This is a genomic window from Sphingomonas sp. DMC6 (assembly GCF_056314225.1).
This window is the reverse complement of the sequence record NZ_JBQUYT010000005.1, coordinates 101,492-118,596: the sequence shown is the minus strand read 5'-3', so window position 1 is coordinate 118,596 and position 17,105 is coordinate 101,492. Positions and strand designations below refer to the sequence as shown.

Genomic DNA, 17,105 nt, shown 5'->3' with positions numbered 1-17,105 from the left:
TCAAGCGTGCGGTCGCCAGCGGAACGTTGCGGCGGCGCCGGCGGGCAGATGATAGCGAAACTGGCGGCCATCGGCGGCAACGATCATCGTTCGATCCGCAGCAGCGGCATTGAAGGCGAGCAGCACGCGGCTGCCGTCCGGATTCAGCCAGGCGACGGTCTCGATCTGGTCCTTCTCGCTGGTCGAGGCGATCCGCCACGCGCCCGGCGCGACGAAGCGGGAGGCGTGGCCCAGCGCATAATATTCGGGGTTGCGCGTCACCGCACCGCTATGGCTGTCGATCGTAACCACGCCGCGGCAATCGCTGCAGCCGCCCAGATGCGGGCCGTGGTTCTCGTCGAGCGCCAGGTTCCAAAGCACTGTACCGCGCGCCCAGTTGCGCGTGGCGCCGATCACCAGCGTCCGTACCGTCCAGGTCCAGCTGTCGGGCCACGCTTTCGACCATTCGCCGCCCGCGCACTCCGTCATGAACACGTCCTTGTCGGGAAAGCGGTCGTGCACCTTGCTCTGGGCGGCGACATTGCCGGCATAGCAATGCCAGGCGATCCCCGCGACGTACCGGGCGGCGGCGGGGTCGGCGAGCACGCCCAGCGGGTGTTCGGGCTTGTCCCAATTATGATCCCAGTCGAGGATTTTGGTCTTGAGCCCCGCCCGGGCAAATTCCGGTCCGACATGATCGCGGATAATCCGCGCGCGTTGCGTTGCGCTAAGCCGCATGCCGGGATAGTCGCCGGGCTCGAAATCGGGCTCGTTCTGGATGCTCAGATAATCAATCCTGCCGACACGGGCAGCGAAGCCTTCCACGGTGCGCCGCAAATAGGTGGCGAAGGGCGCATAGGCATCTTCGCGCAGCGTGCCTTTGATCAGCGAAGCGCTGGTCTTCATCCAGGCGGGCGCGCTCCAGGGTGAAAGCATCAGCGCCAGTCGCGGATTGATGGCCCGCGCGGCCGCGATGGTCGGCAGCACATCGGCTTCTGCGGGTGCGATCGAGAAATGGGCCAGTGAGGGGTCACGCTCGCCTGCTGGCACATCGTCATAGCTATAGTGGCGCTGCGAAAAGTCCGATGCGCCGATCGTCACGCGCGTGAACCCCAGCCCGATGCCCGGCGCGGGTCCGAACAGTTCGTGCATCAGCGCGCTGCGCTGAGCGTCGTTCAATCGGTGCTGGATCAGCCAGGCGGAGGCATCGGTAATCGCGGCGCCGAAGCCGACCATGCGCTGATAGCGCCGGCGGGGATCGACTGTGATGCGGCTGCCGCGCGCCGTCGCAGTCTCGAACCGCAGCTTTGGCTGACGGGCGAGCAGCGCCGACTGGTCCACCCGCGTGAGCCACAGCTCCACCCGGTCCGCTGCCGGGCGCGCCGCCGCAGGGGTCGCTACACTCAGGGTAAGGGCGCTGAGCGCCAGCAGGATGCGCATCACTTCATTCCTCGCTCGGGCTCAGGCGGCGCAGTACTTCGCCACGAAAGCCGAATGGTCGGGCATCACGGCGACGCATTTTTCGATCACCGTTTCGATGTTGCCGAGAAAACCGGCGATTTCCGCATCGCTGCGGATGTCGACCAGCGGGTCGTGCGTGCGCGGAATCACGCCCTGGCCCAGGAACACCTGGATCCAGCTCTCCTCGGTGAACAGTTCCTCGTCCTCGCGGAAGACGCGGCCATTGGCCGCGAACAAGTCGATCTTGTGCTGCAGCGTGTCCGGCACCGGCATCGCCCGGCAATGACGCCAGAATGGCGTATCGTCGCGCTCGGTGGCCTTGTAGTGCAGGATGATGAAGTCGCGGACCCGCTCATATTCGAAGTCGGTCTGGCGGTTGAATTCGGCGATGGTGGCGGGATCGAAGCCGGCATCGGGGAGCAGCTTCACCAGCCGGATGATCGAGGACTGGATCAGATGCAGGCTGGTCGATTCCAGCGGTTCGAGAAATCCCGCCGCCAGCCCGATCGCCACGCAGTTGCGGTTCCAGACCTTGCGCCGCTTGCCGGTGGTGAAGCGGATGCGGTTCGGCTCGGCCAGCGGAGCGCCGTCGAGATTGGCGAGCAGCATCCGTTCCGCTTCGGCATCGTCGATCCAGCCGCTGGCATAGACATGCCCGTTGCCGGTCCGATGCTGCAGCGGTATGCGCCATTGCCAACCGGCGGTGCGTGCCGTGGCGCGGGTATAGGGCAGCAGCGGTTCCGTGCGCACGCACGGCACGGCGATGGCGCGATCGCATGGCAGCCAGTGCGTCCAGTCGTCATAGCCGGTCTGTAATGCCTGTTCGATCAGCAGCCCGCGAAAGCCCGAACAGTCGAGGAACAGGTCAGCCGCGACGATCGTGCCGTCCTCCAGCGTCACGGATTCGATGAAGCCGTTGTCGCTACGCAATGCAACCCGGGTCACCTTGCCTTCATGGCGGCGGACACCGTGGCGTTCGGCGATCTCCCGCAAATAGCGGGCATAAAGGCTGGCGTCGAAGTGGAAGGCATGGGCGATATGCCCGATAGGCGATTCCGCCATGCGCGGATCGGCGCGCATGAACCGGTTGGCGAGGGCCGCCGCCGTGTTGATCGAATAGCGGGCGAAATCGGCGGCGCGGCCCTGCGCCCGGGCCTTCAGCCAATATTGGTGGCAGCGCAGCCAGCCGAGATCCTGCCCGATCACGCCGAAGCCGTGGATATAGCTTTCCCCCAGTCGCAGCCAGTCGGTGAACTGGATGCCCAGCTTGAAGGTGCCCTGCGTCCGGCGGAGAAAGTCGTTCTCGTCCAGCCCGATCAGTTCATTGTATTTCTTGATCGCCGGGATCGTCGCTTCGCCGACCCCAACCGTGCCGATCTCGTCCGATTCGATCAGCACGATCTCGTACAGGCCCTGGAACAATGTGCCGAGCAGGGCAGCGGTCATCCACCCGGCCGATCCGCCGCCGACGATCAGGATACGCTTTAGCTGCTGCATGATTTTGCCGTCCTCTCCCGGCTTTATCGTTCGCAGGTCGCAGGCGTGTCTGGCAAGGGAAGGGGAGCAGTTCGCTTCGGATGGGCATAGCGCAGACCATAGCCGCGGGCGAACTGGACGATCTGCCCCGGTCCCTCGCCGGTCGAGCAGGCGGACCCCGGCCAGGCAAAGGACAAGGTGCCGGAAAAGTCATAGCGGCCGCCTACGAGCAGATCGGCCAGACCTTCGCCTTCGGTGCCGGGCAGGAAGGCTGCGACAAAAGCGTCGGACAGATTGATCAGGTCGTTGGCATATGCGGGGCGGCCCGAATAGAGCACCGAAACCACCGGCACACCCTTGCCGGAGACGGTCTGCAGTGCGGCGAGGTCGGCCGGATAGCGGGCGCTGTGGCCGACGGGAGCCGGAAAACGGACATCGCCCTTATATTCTGCATAAGGGCTCTCCCCCAGCACCGCGACGACCGCGTCGAACCGCTTGACGTCTACGTCCCGACCATCGGCGACATAGGTTACGTTGGCGTCGCCCAGCGCCTGGCGCAGCGCCGCCAGCAAGGTGGTGCCGCCGCGGAAATCGGCGTTGCTGTTCTCGGTCCCTTGCCAGGTCAGCGACCAGCCGCCGCTCTGGTTTGCAAGGCTGTCGGCGCTGGCGCCGACCACCAGCACATGCTTGCCCCGCGCAAGCGGCAGGGCGCCGTTGTTCTTCAGCAGCACGACCGACTTGCGCACCGCCGCACGCGCAAGGTCGCGCGCGTCGAGCGCGGCGGCATTGCCGCTGAACCGGCTGGCCGTGGGGGCATGATCGAACAGGCCGGAACGCAGTTTGACGCGCAGAATCCGCGTAACCGCATCGTCGATCCGCGCCTGCGCGATCCGCCCGGCGCACACGTCGGCTACAGTATTGGCGATAAAGGCTTTCCAGTCCTGCGGCACCATCACCATGTCGATGCCGGCGTTGATCGCCTGCGGGCAATGATCCTTGGCACAGCCGGGTACCTGTTCGATACCGTTCCAGTCAGACACGACGAACCCGTCAAAGCCCAGCTGTTCCTTCAGCATTTCGGTCAGCAACGGGCGGCTGCCGTGCATCTTGCCATAGTCCTTGCCGGCGGCAACGTCGTTCCAGCTGTTGTACGAGGCCATCACCGTCTGCACGTCCGCAGCGATGGCCGGGGTATAGCCGGCGGCATGCACGCGCATCATGTGCTCGCGGGTGGCGCGGCTCTCGCCCTGGTCGACGCCCTGAAAGGTGCCGCCATCGCCCAGGAAGTGCTTGGCCGTGGCGATCACGTCGCCATCGCCTTTCAGGCTGCCCTGCAGGCCCTTGACCATTGCACGGGCATAGGCCGCGACGATCGCCGGATCGCTCGAATAGCTTTCATAGCTTCGGCCCCAGCGGCGGTTCTCGCCCACCGCCAGCGTCGGCGCGAATACCCAGGTGATGCCGGTGGCGCGGACCTGCCTTGCGGTTGCGTGGCCAATCCGCTCGACGAGCGCGGTGTCGTGCGCCGCACCCAGGCCGATATTGTGGGGAAACAGCGTCGCACCGGCGACATTGCCGTGCCCATGCACCGCATCGGTTCCCCAGATTACCGGGATCTGCACCGCCATGTCGGTGGTCATCGAGGCGCGGTAATAGGCATCCGAAAGCGCCGTCCAGGCGGTTAGCGCGGCATCCTTGCGATCACCGGGCCAGGCGCCGCCGCCGTTCAGGACCGATCCGATATAATAGCGCCGCACCTCGTCCGGCGTGATGTAACGGATGTCGGGCTGGGTCATCTGCCCGATCTTCTGTTCCAGCGTCATGCCCGCCAGAATGGTGGCAATACGCTTTTCGAGCGCCGCGTCGGCCGTGCGGGGTGCGTGCAGCGCCGGCGCCGGGTGTTTCGGGAAGGGGGCCGCAGCCGTACAGCCTGCGATCAGGGGAAAAACTGTCAGCAGGGTTCGCAACCGCATCCTGGCCTCACTTGCATGCCGGCGCGGTGCCGGTCTGTTTGGGAAGAAAAAGGGGGGAGGCGGGCTGGATTTGCCAGCGCTCCCCCAAATGCCGGTTCGGGCAAGGGGTTGGGGACTCAGGGTGCCTCAGAACCGGTAGTTGAAGCCGAGCAGGAACTGCCGCCCGTATTTTTCATAGGTTTCCAGCACGGTGCCGCCGCTGGACGTGTGCGTACCGCCCGAATCCATGCCCAGCCGCGTGCGATAGGGCGAGTTGGTCAGGTTGTTCACCTGGAACAACACGCCCAGCCCGTTCAGCGTGCCCTTGTCGAAGGTATAGCCGATCTGTGCGTCCACCTGCTTGTCGGCCAGGATCTCGGTATAGCCGCGCGTCGCGAACAACTGCACGACTTCGCCCTTGAACGCGGAGCGGTACCGCTGGCTGATCCGCGCCTGGAAGCCGCCATTCTCGTAATAGGCGGTCAGGTTGTAGATGGTGCCCGACAGGCCCGGGATGCGAACCTCCTGGCCATTGTCCGCCGGATTTAGGTCGGATTCGGTCAGCGACAGGCTGCCGATCAGGCCCAGCCCGCGTAGCGGCCGCACCACCGTTCCGAAATCGAAGGCGCCGCTGAATTCCACGCCCTTGATCGTCCCGCCATTGCCGTTGGCGGGCAGGGTGATCTGCCCGATCGGGCTGACAATCACGCCCGGCGGGATCGACGTTGCGGTGCTGGGCAGCGGGATGCCGGAGAAATTGAACAGGTCGGTGCGCTGGTAGATGTAGGTGTGCAGCTTCTTGTAGAAGCCGGCGATCGAGAAATAGGTCGTCTTGTCGACATACCATTCATAGGCAACGTCCAGCGCATCGGCCCGCCACGGCTTCAGATTGGGGTTGCCGCCCGATGCCGACCAGGGATTCACCGTCTGCCCCGGCGCGCAGCCCGGCCCGCTGGAGCAGACCAGCGCGTTGAAGCTGGGCGTAACGTTGGCCCGCATTTCGTCCATGCGCGGCCGCGCCATGGTCTTGGAAGCCGCGAAGCGCAGGCGGTGTCCGCCGCCCAGTTCCCAGATCAGGTTCAGGCTGGGCAGCACGTCGGTATAGGTCGCGCCCGCCCGGCGCATCACCGGCGTGATCGGCTTGCCGGGTTCCAGCCCGTTGATGACGACGCCGGTCGATTCCTGCTGTTGCTGCACCACCTGCACACCGGCATTGCCGCGCACCGGCCCGATCTTGAAATCAGCGCGGACGAAGCCGGTCAGCAGCTCTTCGGTGATGTCCCAGTTCTTGTCGAAATAATTGGCGTCGAGGATCGGCGCGCGCTGGTAATATACGTCGAGCGCGCGGTCGAGATCGACGCTCAGCACATTGCCCAGTCCGGCAAAGCCCAGCGACGTGGGCGAGACCAGATATTGCGGGTCGACCAGCACCTGCTGGCGTCCGTTCTTCAGGAACAGGTCGTAATCGCCGACGCGCTTGCTCTTTTCGCGGTGCGTGAAGTTCACGCCGGCGCTGAGCTTGGTCAGGAAACCGTCGAAGCTGTGGTCGAGCTTCAGGTCGATCGCGTAGATGCTTTCCTTCACCTTCGGGAAACGGATCGCGCCGTCATGGGCCCAGCCGCCCCAAGGCGCACGGTCGCCAAGCGACACCTTCGACGCATCGGCATAGTTCAGCCCGGCGCCATAGGTGGGATAGCCATCGTCCGGCACGCTGAAGCTGATCTTGTCATAAGTGCGCCCGACGTCCGGCGTGGCCGAGGTGACGCCGCCCGTGCCCAGGCCATAGCCGGCATAGGTCTCCAGGATCTGCTCGTTGCGCTTGTTGTTGGAATAGGAAAGATCGGCGACGAAGTTGGTGCGATCATCCAGCTTGAACGCATTGTTCCAGCCGGCCGAGAAAATCTCGTCGTCGCGCTTGTTCAGGTCGTTGCGGATGATCGGGACGGCATTGTTGACGGTGCCGCTCGCCGCGAACAGGGAACCGCCGCGCGTGTCGGTCTGTACGCCGGTAAAGGTCGCATTGTCTGCCCAGCCGTTCGAGAACCACTGCGCGCCGCGGGTCGTCTCCTGCTGGTGAAACTTGGAATAATAGAGGTCGAGCGTGGAATGGACATTCTCGCTCGGTTGCCATTCGACGATGGCGATGCCGGCGTCGCGCCGGTTCAGACGCGAGGTGGCGAAGACTTCCTGGCCATTGAGGATCAGGGCGTTGGCGGCAGAGGCCGGCTGTACCGTCGTCGGGCTGACGCTGCCGAACGTGTCGTAGCCATAGGCCTTGAAATGCTGGTTCTTCGACGGTGAATCGAGATGGGCATAGCCCAGCGCAATGCCGAGCGTGCCATTGGCGAACTGGTCGATATAGCTGGCGCTGCCGCGGAAGCCCCAGTTGCGGAGATCGGCGTTCGCCTTGCTGCCTTCGGTCAGTTCGCCGCGCAGGTTGAGCGCTACGGCGCGCTTGCCGAACGCCAGCGGCCGCACCGTGCGCAGGTCCGCGGTGCCGGACAGGCCCATGCCAGAGACGGCAGCGTCAGGCGTCTTGTAGATAACGACGCTGGACAGCAGTTCGGACGGATATTGGTCGAACTCGACTGCGCGGTTGTCGCCCGAGCTCGCCTGCGGCCGGCCGTTGAGCAGGGTGGTGGTGAAGTCGGGCGCAAGGCCGCGAATCGAAATCACCTGCGCGCGACCGTTGACGCGCTGCGCGGCGAGGCCGGGCAGGCGGGCGATCGATTCGGCGATCGACACGTCGGGCAGCTTGCCGATGTCCTCGGCCGACACCGCCTCTACGATCGAGGTTTCCTGCCGCTTGATGTTGATGGCGTTCTGCAGGCCGGCGCGCAGGCCGACGACGACGACTTCCTGCCCTTGCTCGTCCTGCGTTGCGGGCGCGGTATCACCCGGCGCTGTCTGTGCCCACGCCTCGCCCGGTATCGCGGCGGCCAGCGCCAGCGTGGATATGCCAAGCCCCAGATTCTGTTTGGTGCGGCGCGCGCCTCGCGCCCGGCGACGATCCGCCATCATGTTCCCCTCTCCTGTCCCCGGCACAAGGTGCCTTTTTTGGTGCTCACGACTGGAAGCGCTTCCAGTCGGTACGCCGCGGAGGGGGTGTTTGTCAATCGGCAATGGCAGCGAAGGGTCTTCTCGCGGATCAGGCTGCCGGCGAGGCAACCGATTCCCGGAGCACCAGATGGTGTTCGATCAGGTCGTGGCCGGGCTCCACCTGGCCGCTGCCGCGACGAAGCGCTTCGGCCAGCCGCTCGACCGCGCGTGCGGCCATCCGGCGGATTGGCTGGTGGATGGTGGTAAGCGGCGGCCATACGCACGCGGCAACCGAAGCGTCGTCAAACCCGAGGACGGACAATTCACCGGGGAGTGACAGGCCCATGCGATGCGCGGCGAACATCGCGCCCACGGCCATGTCGTCATTGGCACACACCAGCGCGGTGGGGCGGTTCGCGCCTTCCAGCAGCGCTTGCGCCAGTTCGGCGCCCGAGCGGAAGCTGAAATCCCCGCGCAGCGGCGTGACGCTGTCGGGTGCGATGCCAGCTTCGACAAGTGCGCGCTGAAATCCCGCAAACCGCGCTTCGGCGGCAAGATGGCCGGCAATGCCGAGAAGATAGCCGAAGCGGCGATGTCCCGCCTGGATCGCATGGCGGGTTATTTCGAAGCCCGCCGCCTCTTCGTCGAAGCCGACGCTGGGGAGCAGGGCGCACACCGCGTCGCTGGGGGAGATGCACACGACGGGGCAGCGATGTTCGATCAGCCGATCCGCCAGCTGCAGATCGTCAGACAGCGGCGGTGCCAGCACGATGCCGGCGCTGCGCCGCGACAGGAACAGCTCGATGACCTTATCGCCGCGCCGGTCATCCTCTGCCTGCACATTGACGGTCGAAAGCTCGAACCCTGCGGCCGCCGCGGCGCGCAGTGCGCCGAGTTCGAGGGCCGAGAAATAATAGGAATTGGGCGCAGAATCGAGCGCGATGCAGTTGACGAGGGTCAGGACATTGCTCGTCCGGCTGGCGAGGTTTCGCGCCAGCGGGTTCGCGCGATAATCGAGGCGCTGGGCCGCATCCATCACTCGCGCGCGAACGGCGGGACTGACATTCGCCTGTCCGTTCAGCGCGCGGGACGCAGTTGCCCTGCCGACGCCGGCGAGTGCCGCGACATCGTCGATGGTCGCGCGGGCAGTTGCAGGTTCGGGAAACCGATAGTCGCGCGGACCGGGGGGGGAATGCTGCGTCATGATCTGCGCAAGCGTTGGCACAAGCGGGGGTGGAACGACAAGCTCCGACCGCTCGGTCTTCTGCTGCATATGGCGACTGGCTGATTGCGCCAGACGCCGCGCCGATCGGATAAAGATAACCGGAGTTCAGGAATGTGCGGGCAGGCGCAAAGCGGGGCTGCATTGAGGTTGCGTTGCAATGAAAGACTAAACTATGATTTTTCTAATTCAGGGCATGTAGCATGAGCCAACTCGCAAACGACGAACACACATTGGCCGAGGTTCGTCGTCAAATCCGGGTGCTGACGAGCGGCGTTTTTGGCATGCGGGGCGATGCCGAGCTCTCTGAGATCGTCGAAATAGCCGCTTCATCGATGGGTTTCCCTTTCGCCGCCGTGTCCATTGTCGACCGGTCCAGGCTGTGGCTTGCGGTCGCCTATGGCTTTGATCCACGCGAGTTCGCGCGGCCTGACAGCTTTTGCGACGCGGCTATCCAGGTACCCGGCTTTGCGCCCTTGTGCGTGGCGGATGCCTGGCGCGAGCCTCGATTCAAATTTGCGCCAGCGGTGATCGAAATGAACGTGCGCGCCTATTATGCGGCGCCCCTGGTTACGGGGGATGGCTTCGCGCTGGGCACGTTATGTCTGTTGGACCAGAAGCCACGGACGGTAGACGCGCCCTCGCTTGAGCTGCTGGCTTCTCTTGCCTGCAACGCTTCGGCGGTCATCGATCGGGAGTCCAACGCGCTGGCGCACGCGCAATATGCCATCGCAGAGCTTTCCAACCGTATCCGCCTCGCAATCGCTAATGAGGATGAAACGACGGTGGAACTGCTCGACCAGGAACTCCGCCGCCTTGAGGCGAGGCTGGCGCCCGACTGGCAATCGGAATCTGCTGCAGAGGGTGCGTATCGCTGAGCAGCCACAGCGATACGCATTCTCAGTAAGCCTATTCTGCGCCACAAGCGCTAATGGCCGGCAGCTTTCGCGGCGCTGCCGGCCATCCTCGCTTGTGAAGCGCGCTTTAGAACGTCACCTCTGCGGTGATGCGATAGCTACGCCCGAATACCGCGTCGAATTCCTTGTTCGTGCTGAACTCGGGAACCGGTCCGGCATAGGTCACGCCCATGTTGAACGGGTTGTTGACGATCGCCCGCAACCGGAAATGGTCGTTGACCATCAGGCCGGCAGAGGTGTTGACCATCCAGTAGGGCGAGACATTGTAATATTGATAGTTGCTCGCCGGGTTGTTGGGGTTCACCTTGGTCGGGCCGTCATAGATGACCGTCCAGGACCAGTCGAAGCGCTTGGTCTGCCAGTCGATCGTCGACGTCACCGCGTCCGCCGGTTCGCCGATCGCATCATGGGCATATTGCAAGCTGCCGGTGCCGACCACCGACTGGTTTTTGAACTCGTGCAGATAGTTGGAGCTCAGGTTCAGGACACCGGCGCTGTCGGGAAGGCCGAGGCTGCTGAGCCGCAGGGCATATTGTGCCGAGAGCTGCGCGGCACGGTAGTTCTGAGACGCAATGTTCAGGTAGGTGTCGGTGAAGCTGGTGATCTGGTGGGTCGTCGGGTCGCGCGTGAACTGGGAGCAGAAGGGCGAATTCGGATAGCTCGCCGAGTCATAGCAGGCCTGCATGATGCTCTGGATGCCCGGCTGGACGATCTCGTTTTTGATGTCGATGTGGATATAGTCGGCCGTCAGTACGAAGCCGGGCAGGAACGGCGCCGCATAGGTTCCGCCGACCGTCCAGCTATTTGCGATCTCGTTGTTCAGCTTGGGGTTGCCACCGCCCAGTCCCTGGACGGTCGCATTGGAGATCGCCGAGGTGAAGCCGGCGGGAACACCTGCCGCCGCGCAGTTCTTTGCGCGGGTTGCGGGGTTTGAGCCGCCGTTGATGAACAGCGAATCGCAAGGATCGTTACCCGATTCGAACACCGTTGCGACAGGCGCGAAGGCTTCGGTCACCGACGGCGCACGGAACGACCGCGTGAAGTTACCGCGAAGCGTCAGACCCTTGACAGGCGACCAGTTGCCACCGCCGGTATAGGACCAGAAGCCACCGTTCAGCGAGTTGTCGGTATAGCGTGCCGCACCGTTCAGCGTGAGCTCTCGCAACAGCGGAATGTGCATGTCGGGCGAGAGCACCGGCAGGGTAACTTCGGTGAAGCCTTCATGCGTGTAATAGGAACCGCTGACCGGCGCGATCACCGCATATTGGCTATAGGGGCCCGAGAAGAAGGTGCCGGCATTGAAGGCCTGGCTCTCCCGGCGGATTTCGCCGCCGATCACTGCGTTCAGGTCACCCGCCGGCAGATGTGCCAACGAGCCCTTGATGTCGACCACTGCGTCGAACTGCTTGTTGACCTGGCGGCTGATGGCCGGTGCGTTGATGTAATTCAGTGCCGCCTGGCTGACATTGCCCGTGCCGAAGAGGTTGAGCGGCGCGCACGTGCTGCTGAGCGTCGCGATGGGGGCGTTGGTATAGCCGGGCGCGCACGTGATCTGGCCGTTCGGGCCGACCACCGCGTTCAGCGCGTTCTGGATGTTCTGCCAGACCAGGCCTGGCTGGCTCGAAGTCGTGTTGACCTGCCCGTAGGTGACAGTGCCTTCCCAGGTGAATTTGTGCGTGCCCAGCGAGAAGTCGCCATCTAGGCCGGCGACGCCGCGCGCCAGCGAGGATTGGGTGGTGAAGCCGCCGTTAAACAGGTCGGTGTTCGCACGGGCGAGATAGAACTGGTTGGTCGGCTGTCCCGCCGCCGCCAGCGAAGCCTGGATCGTCGCCTGGTCGGCGGGGCTCAGGAACGGGTTGCTGGAAGAGATCGCGTAGTTGGCATAGGGCAGTCCGGCGCCCCCGGGGCCCGAGAAAAGTGCGGTGTTGTACAGGGGCTGGGACGCAGTGTTGCTCGCGGTATTGCGGCTGGCCCAGGCTTCCGCGTGGAAGCGGATATGATCGCTGAAATCATAATGCCCCATCAAGACGCCCTGGATGCGTTCGCTCTTGGTCAGCAAATTACCAAAGTCGCCGATCCGGAACCCGTCACCGCCGGCCTCGTCGGTAAAGCTTCCCACTGGCGTGCCGTGCTGGAACGGAACGAGCTGCCCCGCCTTGTTGAACACAAGCGCCTGGCCGGCTGCATTGGTGATTGCTTGGTACGGTGCACCGAAAATCGGGTCCGCCGGCCCGCCTGCGGAAAGGCGGTTGAACGGGACGTTGTCGATGGCGGTCGGAAGGCCCGTGTTGGTGACCACGGAGAAACGATCGCCGCCGAAATAGGCAATGTTTTGGGGCCCCGTCTGACTGGTGGTCTTGCCGAGGAACGGCGCATCGGCGCCGGTCACGAACCGCGAGGCGGTGAGCATGCCGTCCTGGTGGTCATAATAGGCGTTGAGCGTGATGTTGCCGCGCCCGTCGCCGAAGTTCTTGCCGACCAGCACCGACACGTTGCTGTCCGCGCCGTCGCCCTTTGCGGAGATGCCGTTGCTGCCCGTGACGTCAAGCCCCTCGAAATTCTTCTTCAGGATGACGTTGACTGTGCCCGCAATCGCATCGGAACCATAGATCGGCGCGCCGCCGACCGAGACGACGTCGATGCGATCGACCAGCGCCGGCGCAATCTGGCCGAGGTCGACCGGGGTGCCCACCGAGGCGCCGAACACGCTGGAGGTCGCGCCGGATATAAAGCGTGAGCCGTTGACCAGCGTCAGGGTGCGCTGGGAGCCGAGATTGTAGAGGTTACTGAACGATTGGCCGGCGCTAAAGCTGCTCTGGCCGCCGATCGTGCTGTTAGCTGGTATACCGAACTGCGGCATGTTGGTCAGCGCCTGGCTGATCTGCGTGAAACCCTGCTTGGCGATGCTGTCGCCGGTGATTGCGACGACGGGCTGGTCTGCCACCTTCTTTCCCGTGCGGGTTCCGGTAACGATGACTTCGTCCTGCGCACCCTGAACGCCGGACGCGGCGGTGTTGGTGGTTGGTGCGGAAGTATCATCCTGCCCCGCGCTATTGGCGGGGCGATCCTGTGCGCTGGCAGGCGCAATGGCAACGAACGCCATCGCGAGAGCGGAGCTGGCCACTAGGAGTGTGCGACAATTGGGTAACATCCGGGCGCCTTTCTTTGATTTGCTGGCGTCAGGATCAAATTCCGATCGGTTGGTGTCCAATCAAAAATCAGATTGTGAATGATTCTTGCTCGAAACCGTTGCATTTTCGAGACAGTTTCTGACACGATCTAGAAACAAATTGAAATAATTACTTTTTTTATGCGATGAATTGTATTTCATTTACTGGTTTGATTCATTGGTGATCATATTTAGTTATTGAAATGTGAATTAAGAGATTTTTAAATATATTTAAGAATTAGTGTGCATGTTCAACCTATTTTTCATCAAGAGCCACTGCAGGTGGGGCTGTTCGATGTGTCGTGCGAAGATGAAGGGCAAAGATTTCGAATGACGGAATCACCCCACGGGGCGGACTGACTTTCCCAAGTCGGCGTGGTCTGCGGTGGTTTGCTGATACGGACACTAAAAGGCTTCGTGAGGCTTCCTCGCTTCACCTCGACAAATTGCTCAGGCCACTTGTACCCCGTCAGCACCACTGGAATAGATTTGAGGTTGTGAGTTGAGGAGGATCTGGGCTTCGTCGCAGTGACGAAGGAACGAAGATGAAGCCGAGTTCCTCCAACGTGAAATTGCCGGCGAAGGCCCCTGGGGAGCAGGTGGTGAAGGACATTCGGCGGCAGACGCGGCGCCACTTTTCGGCCGAGGACAAGATCCGGATCGTGCTCGAGGGCCTGCGCGGCGAGGACAGCGTCGCCGAGCTGTGCCGCAAGGGAGGCATTGCCCAGAGCCTGTATTACACCTGGTCGAAGGAGTTCATGGAAGCGGGCAAGCGCCGTCTTGCTGGCGACACTGCCCGCGCCGCGACCACCGGCGAGGTGCAGGATCTGCGCCGCGAAGCCCGCGCCCTGAAGGAATGCGTTGCCGACCTGACACTCGAAAACCGTCTGCTGAAAAAGCATGATCGCGGATGGGGGCGACGACGAAAGAGGTATCCCGCATCCGAAAAGCTAGAGATCATCAGGATCGTCGAGCAGTCGCGCCTGTCCGCCAAGCGGACGCTGGATCAGCTCGGCATCGCACGGCGGACATTCTACCGCTGGTACGACCGCTACCTCGACGGCGGGCCAGAAGCCTTGGAGGACCGGCCATCGGCGCCGAGCAGGGTGTGGAACCGCATCGGCGACGACATCCAGGGCCAGATCGTCGAGATGGCGCTGGAGCATAGCGAGTTGTCCCCGCGCGAACTGGCGGTGCGCTTTACCGATGAACGTCAGTACTTTGTCTCCGAGCCCACGGTCTACCGGCTGCTCAGCGACAACGGCCCCTGCTACATCGTGAGTAGCCCCTAGATTTCTGGACGCCTTGGATCCTAATTTTGAGGACAGTAGGCGACGATGGGGAAGCCCAATTTCAGCGATGGATTCAAGCGTGACGCGGTGGCCCAGATCACCGAGCGCGGCTATCCGGTAGCGGAGGTTTCGCAGCGTCTGGGCGTCAGCCAGCACTCGCTGTATTCGTGGAAGCGGCAGCTGGCGAAGGCGGGGTCAGGCGATGCCGGCAAGGATGCGGAGATCCGCCAGCTGAAGCGCGAGCTGGCCCGGGTGACCGAGGAGCGCGACATCCTAAAAAAAGCCACCGCGTATTTCGCTCGGGATGCAAAGTGAGATACGCGTTCATTGCCGAGCATCGCAATTGTTTTGGCGTGCGGGCGATGTGCCGGTGCCTAGCCGTGCAGCCAAGTGGCTTTTATGCGTGGCAAAAGAGCCCGCTGAGCCCGCGGGCTCGGGAAGATGCTCGGCAGACGGAGCTGCTCCGGCGGGCGTGGAACGACAGCGGCAGGGTCTATGGCTACCGCAAGCTGCACGACGACCTGTTGGATCACGGCGAGACCTGCTGCCCGAACCGGGTCGCCAGATTGACCAGGCTGGCGGTCATCAAGGCGCAGATCGGCTACAAGCGCAGGCCCGGCAGCCATGGCGGCAAGTCGTCCCTGGCGGTCGACAACACGCTGGATCGCCAGTTCGACGTGGCTGCGCCAGACCGGGCCTGGGTGACAGACATCACCTACATTCGCACCCTGGAAGGCTTCGCCTATCTGGCGGTCGTGATCGACCTGTACTCCTGCCGCGTGGTGGGCGGAGCAGCCAAAGGTTCCGGCGATGCGGAGCATCGTTGGAAAGGCTGCGGAGGGTGGTCGATGCAGAGCCGGCAGACCACCGATCTGGTGCTGCAGGCACTGCACATGGCGGTATGGCGCCGTCAGCCGAGGCACGGGGTGTTGATCCATTCGGACCAGGGCGTGCAGTTCACCAGCATGGACTGGGCTGCCTTCCTACGCGCGCACAATCTTGAGCACTCGATGAGCCGCCGTGGCAACTGCCATGACAATGCCGTCGCGGAGAGTTTCTTCTCCTCGCTCAAGCGGGAGCGCATCCGGCGTCGACCGTACAAAACCCGCGAGGAAGCCCGGCAGGACGTGTTCGATTACATCGAGATGTTCTACAACCCGGTGCGCAACCAGGTCAGGAACGGGATGCTGTCGCCCGTCCAGTTCGAACGGCAGCAGGTTCTGAAGGCGGAAGGCGTCTAGAAAACTAGGGGCTACTCAGCATCCTGCTGGAGAACTACTTCCTGCCCGGTGACCTGGAGGCCCAGATCCAAGCGTTCGTCGAGCACTACAACCACCAGCGCTTCCACGAGAGCCTGGCCAACGTGACACCCGCCGACGCCTACTGCGGCAGGGCGGCCGCCATCATCAAACAGCGCGAAAGGGTGAAGCGACAGACCCTCGAATATCGGCGCTTGCTGCACTGCAAGCTCGCCGCCTAACATCAACCCCAAGACGAGGCCCGCTCTCCGCTAATTTACGTCCCCATCTGCGCCAAATGTCCTGACGACGGACATGCCGCGCGCCTGGGGCGGCTTTCTGGTCGGGGTCGCACTACTGTCATCGCTGCTTTCCGGTATCCTTGCTCATCCGTGCATTTTCCGCGACGCCTTCCATCTCCGACTCGGCGGTTCGCCGCGATTGCAGGAGGCGGATCTGCACAATCGTATCGGTGTCTGGGCGCTGCCCTTCCACCTGATCGTGTCGCTCAGCGGAGCGTTGCTGGGCCTGTCGACAGTGATCATTGCCGTGCTGGGCATGGTTGCATTTCAGGGCGACACCGCAAAAGTCTATGCCCTGTTCCGCACGCCGCGCCTGGCGGAGGATGCCAGGCCGGCGCCCCCGCTCGACCTGCGCCCGATGCTGGCGGACGCCGCTCGGCGCGTACCTGCTGGGCAAATCGACTATCTTCGGATCGAGCATCCCACCCGCCGCGACGCCAGCGTAGAACTGCAGGTGGCGGACGGATCGCAGCGCATCGCCGATACCGATGCCTATGGTTATGACCGCAGTGGCCGGATCTATCATGCCAAACGCGCGGCGGAGAACCACCTTGGCGGCCAGATACTCGGATCGTTGGGGCGCTGCATTTCGGCTGGTTCGCCGGGCCGGTGGTGAAAATCGCCTATGGCGGGTTGGGGCTGGGGCTGGCCTATCTGGCGTCGGGCGGCGTTTTTTTGTGGATAGCCAGGCGTCGCGATCGTGGGCGGCCGGTACCGGGATGGGAACGCATCTGGACTGATTTGGCCTGGGGCCAGCCGCTTGCGCTTGCCGCCGGCGCGCTGGGTGCCGTCGCGGCGCCCACGATGACGGCGTTGCCGCTGCTCGCTTGGGCCGTGACGAGCCTGGAGATGCTGGCGGCGCCGCTGCTCGCGCGGATAGGGCGCGGCGGTACCGGCGTGGTGCTGGCGGCGCTGGTCCATGGCGGATGGGGTGCAGCGGACTGGATGGTGCCGATGGTCAACCTTGTACCGGTCTCGGTTTGCGTGGTGCTCGCAATCGGAGCGCGGCGTGCGCCGTTCGCCGACCGTCGCGAACTACCGCTCACGTCGTGATCCGC

General features: G+C 63.6%; 10 protein-coding genes and 2 pseudogenes. 6 read left to right on the top strand and 6 right to left on the bottom strand.

Going from position 1 to position 17,105, the window contains the following annotated elements; translation table 11 throughout:
* From ACT53M_RS13495 to ACT53M_RS13475, 5 genes are all read right to left on the bottom strand, one after another.
* Positions 1–1,419: a glycoside hydrolase family 30 protein gene (locus ACT53M_RS13495; RefSeq protein WP_476233960.1), complete on the bottom strand. Its 1,419-nt coding sequence runs from the start codon at positions 1,417–1,419 to the stop codon at positions 1–3.
* Positions 1,420–1,440: 21 nt separating this feature from the next.
* Complete coding sequence (locus ACT53M_RS13490) at positions 1,441–2,937, bottom strand: tryptophan halogenase family protein (RefSeq protein WP_476233958.1); 1,497 nt, start codon at positions 2,935–2,937, stop codon at positions 1,441–1,443.
* A 23-nt stretch (positions 2,938–2,960) separates the two neighbouring features.
* A complete protein-coding gene (locus tag ACT53M_RS13485) occupies positions 2,961–4,889 on the bottom strand; it encodes a glycoside hydrolase family 3 protein (protein ID WP_476233957.1) in 1,929 nt (642 codons plus the stop codon).
* Between the two features lie 126 nt (positions 4,890–5,015).
* Positions 5,016–7,889, bottom strand: coding sequence for a TonB-dependent receptor (locus tag ACT53M_RS13480; RefSeq protein WP_476233955.1), 2,874 nt, complete (start codon positions 7,887–7,889; stop codon positions 5,016–5,018).
* Positions 7,890–8,016: 127 nt separating this feature from the next.
* Positions 8,017–9,111: a LacI family DNA-binding transcriptional regulator gene (locus tag ACT53M_RS13475; protein WP_476233953.1), complete on the bottom strand. Its 1,095-nt coding sequence runs from the start codon at positions 9,109–9,111 to the stop codon at positions 8,017–8,019.
* Positions 9,112–9,332: 221 nt separating this feature from the next.
* On the opposite strand from ACT53M_RS13475, the gene ACT53M_RS13470 reads away from it, so the two are divergent.
* Positions 9,333–10,007, top strand: a complete 675-nt coding sequence (locus tag ACT53M_RS13470) for a GAF domain-containing protein (RefSeq protein ID WP_476233952.1) — start codon at positions 9,333–9,335, stop codon at positions 10,005–10,007.
* A 106-nt stretch (positions 10,008–10,113) separates the two neighbouring features.
* Here the strand turns inward: ACT53M_RS13470 and ACT53M_RS13465 are convergent, their stop codons facing one another.
* Positions 10,114–13,149 (bottom strand): TonB-dependent receptor domain-containing protein, encoded by a 3,036-nt coding sequence (locus tag ACT53M_RS13465; RefSeq protein ID WP_476233951.1) that lies wholly within the window; start codon positions 13,147–13,149, stop codon positions 10,114–10,116.
* A gap of 611 nt (positions 13,150–13,760) precedes the next feature.
* Between ACT53M_RS13465 and ACT53M_RS13460 the strand changes: the two are divergent.
* From ACT53M_RS13460 to ACT53M_RS13440, 5 genes and pseudogenes are all read left to right on the top strand, one after another.
* A pseudogene (locus ACT53M_RS13460) lies at positions 13,761–14,495 on the top strand (transposase); the annotation flags it as partial.
* A gap of 57 nt (positions 14,496–14,552) precedes the next feature.
* Positions 14,553–15,748, top strand: a protein-coding gene (locus tag ACT53M_RS13455) for an IS3 family transposase (RefSeq protein WP_476233950.1) whose coding sequence is annotated in 2 segments (ribosomal slippage) — positions 14,553–14,793 and positions 14,793–15,748 — 1,197 coding nt in all. Because the reading frame shifts where the segments join, the coding sequence is not laid out codon by codon here.
* A 20-nt stretch (positions 15,749–15,768) separates the two neighbouring features.
* Positions 15,769–15,987, top strand: a pseudogene (locus ACT53M_RS13450) (integrase core domain-containing protein); the annotation flags it as partial.
* A gap of 73 nt (positions 15,988–16,060) precedes the next feature.
* Positions 16,061–16,663 (top strand): PepSY domain-containing protein, encoded by a 603-nt coding sequence (locus ACT53M_RS13445; protein ID WP_476233949.1) that lies wholly within the window; start codon positions 16,061–16,063, stop codon positions 16,661–16,663.
* Positions 16,660–17,100 (top strand): hypothetical protein, encoded by a 441-nt coding sequence (locus ACT53M_RS13440; protein WP_476233948.1) that lies wholly within the window; start codon positions 16,660–16,662, stop codon positions 17,098–17,100. The genes ACT53M_RS13445 and ACT53M_RS13440 overlap by 4 nt, the downstream gene beginning before the upstream one ends.
* Positions 17,101–17,105: the final 5 nt, after the last annotated feature.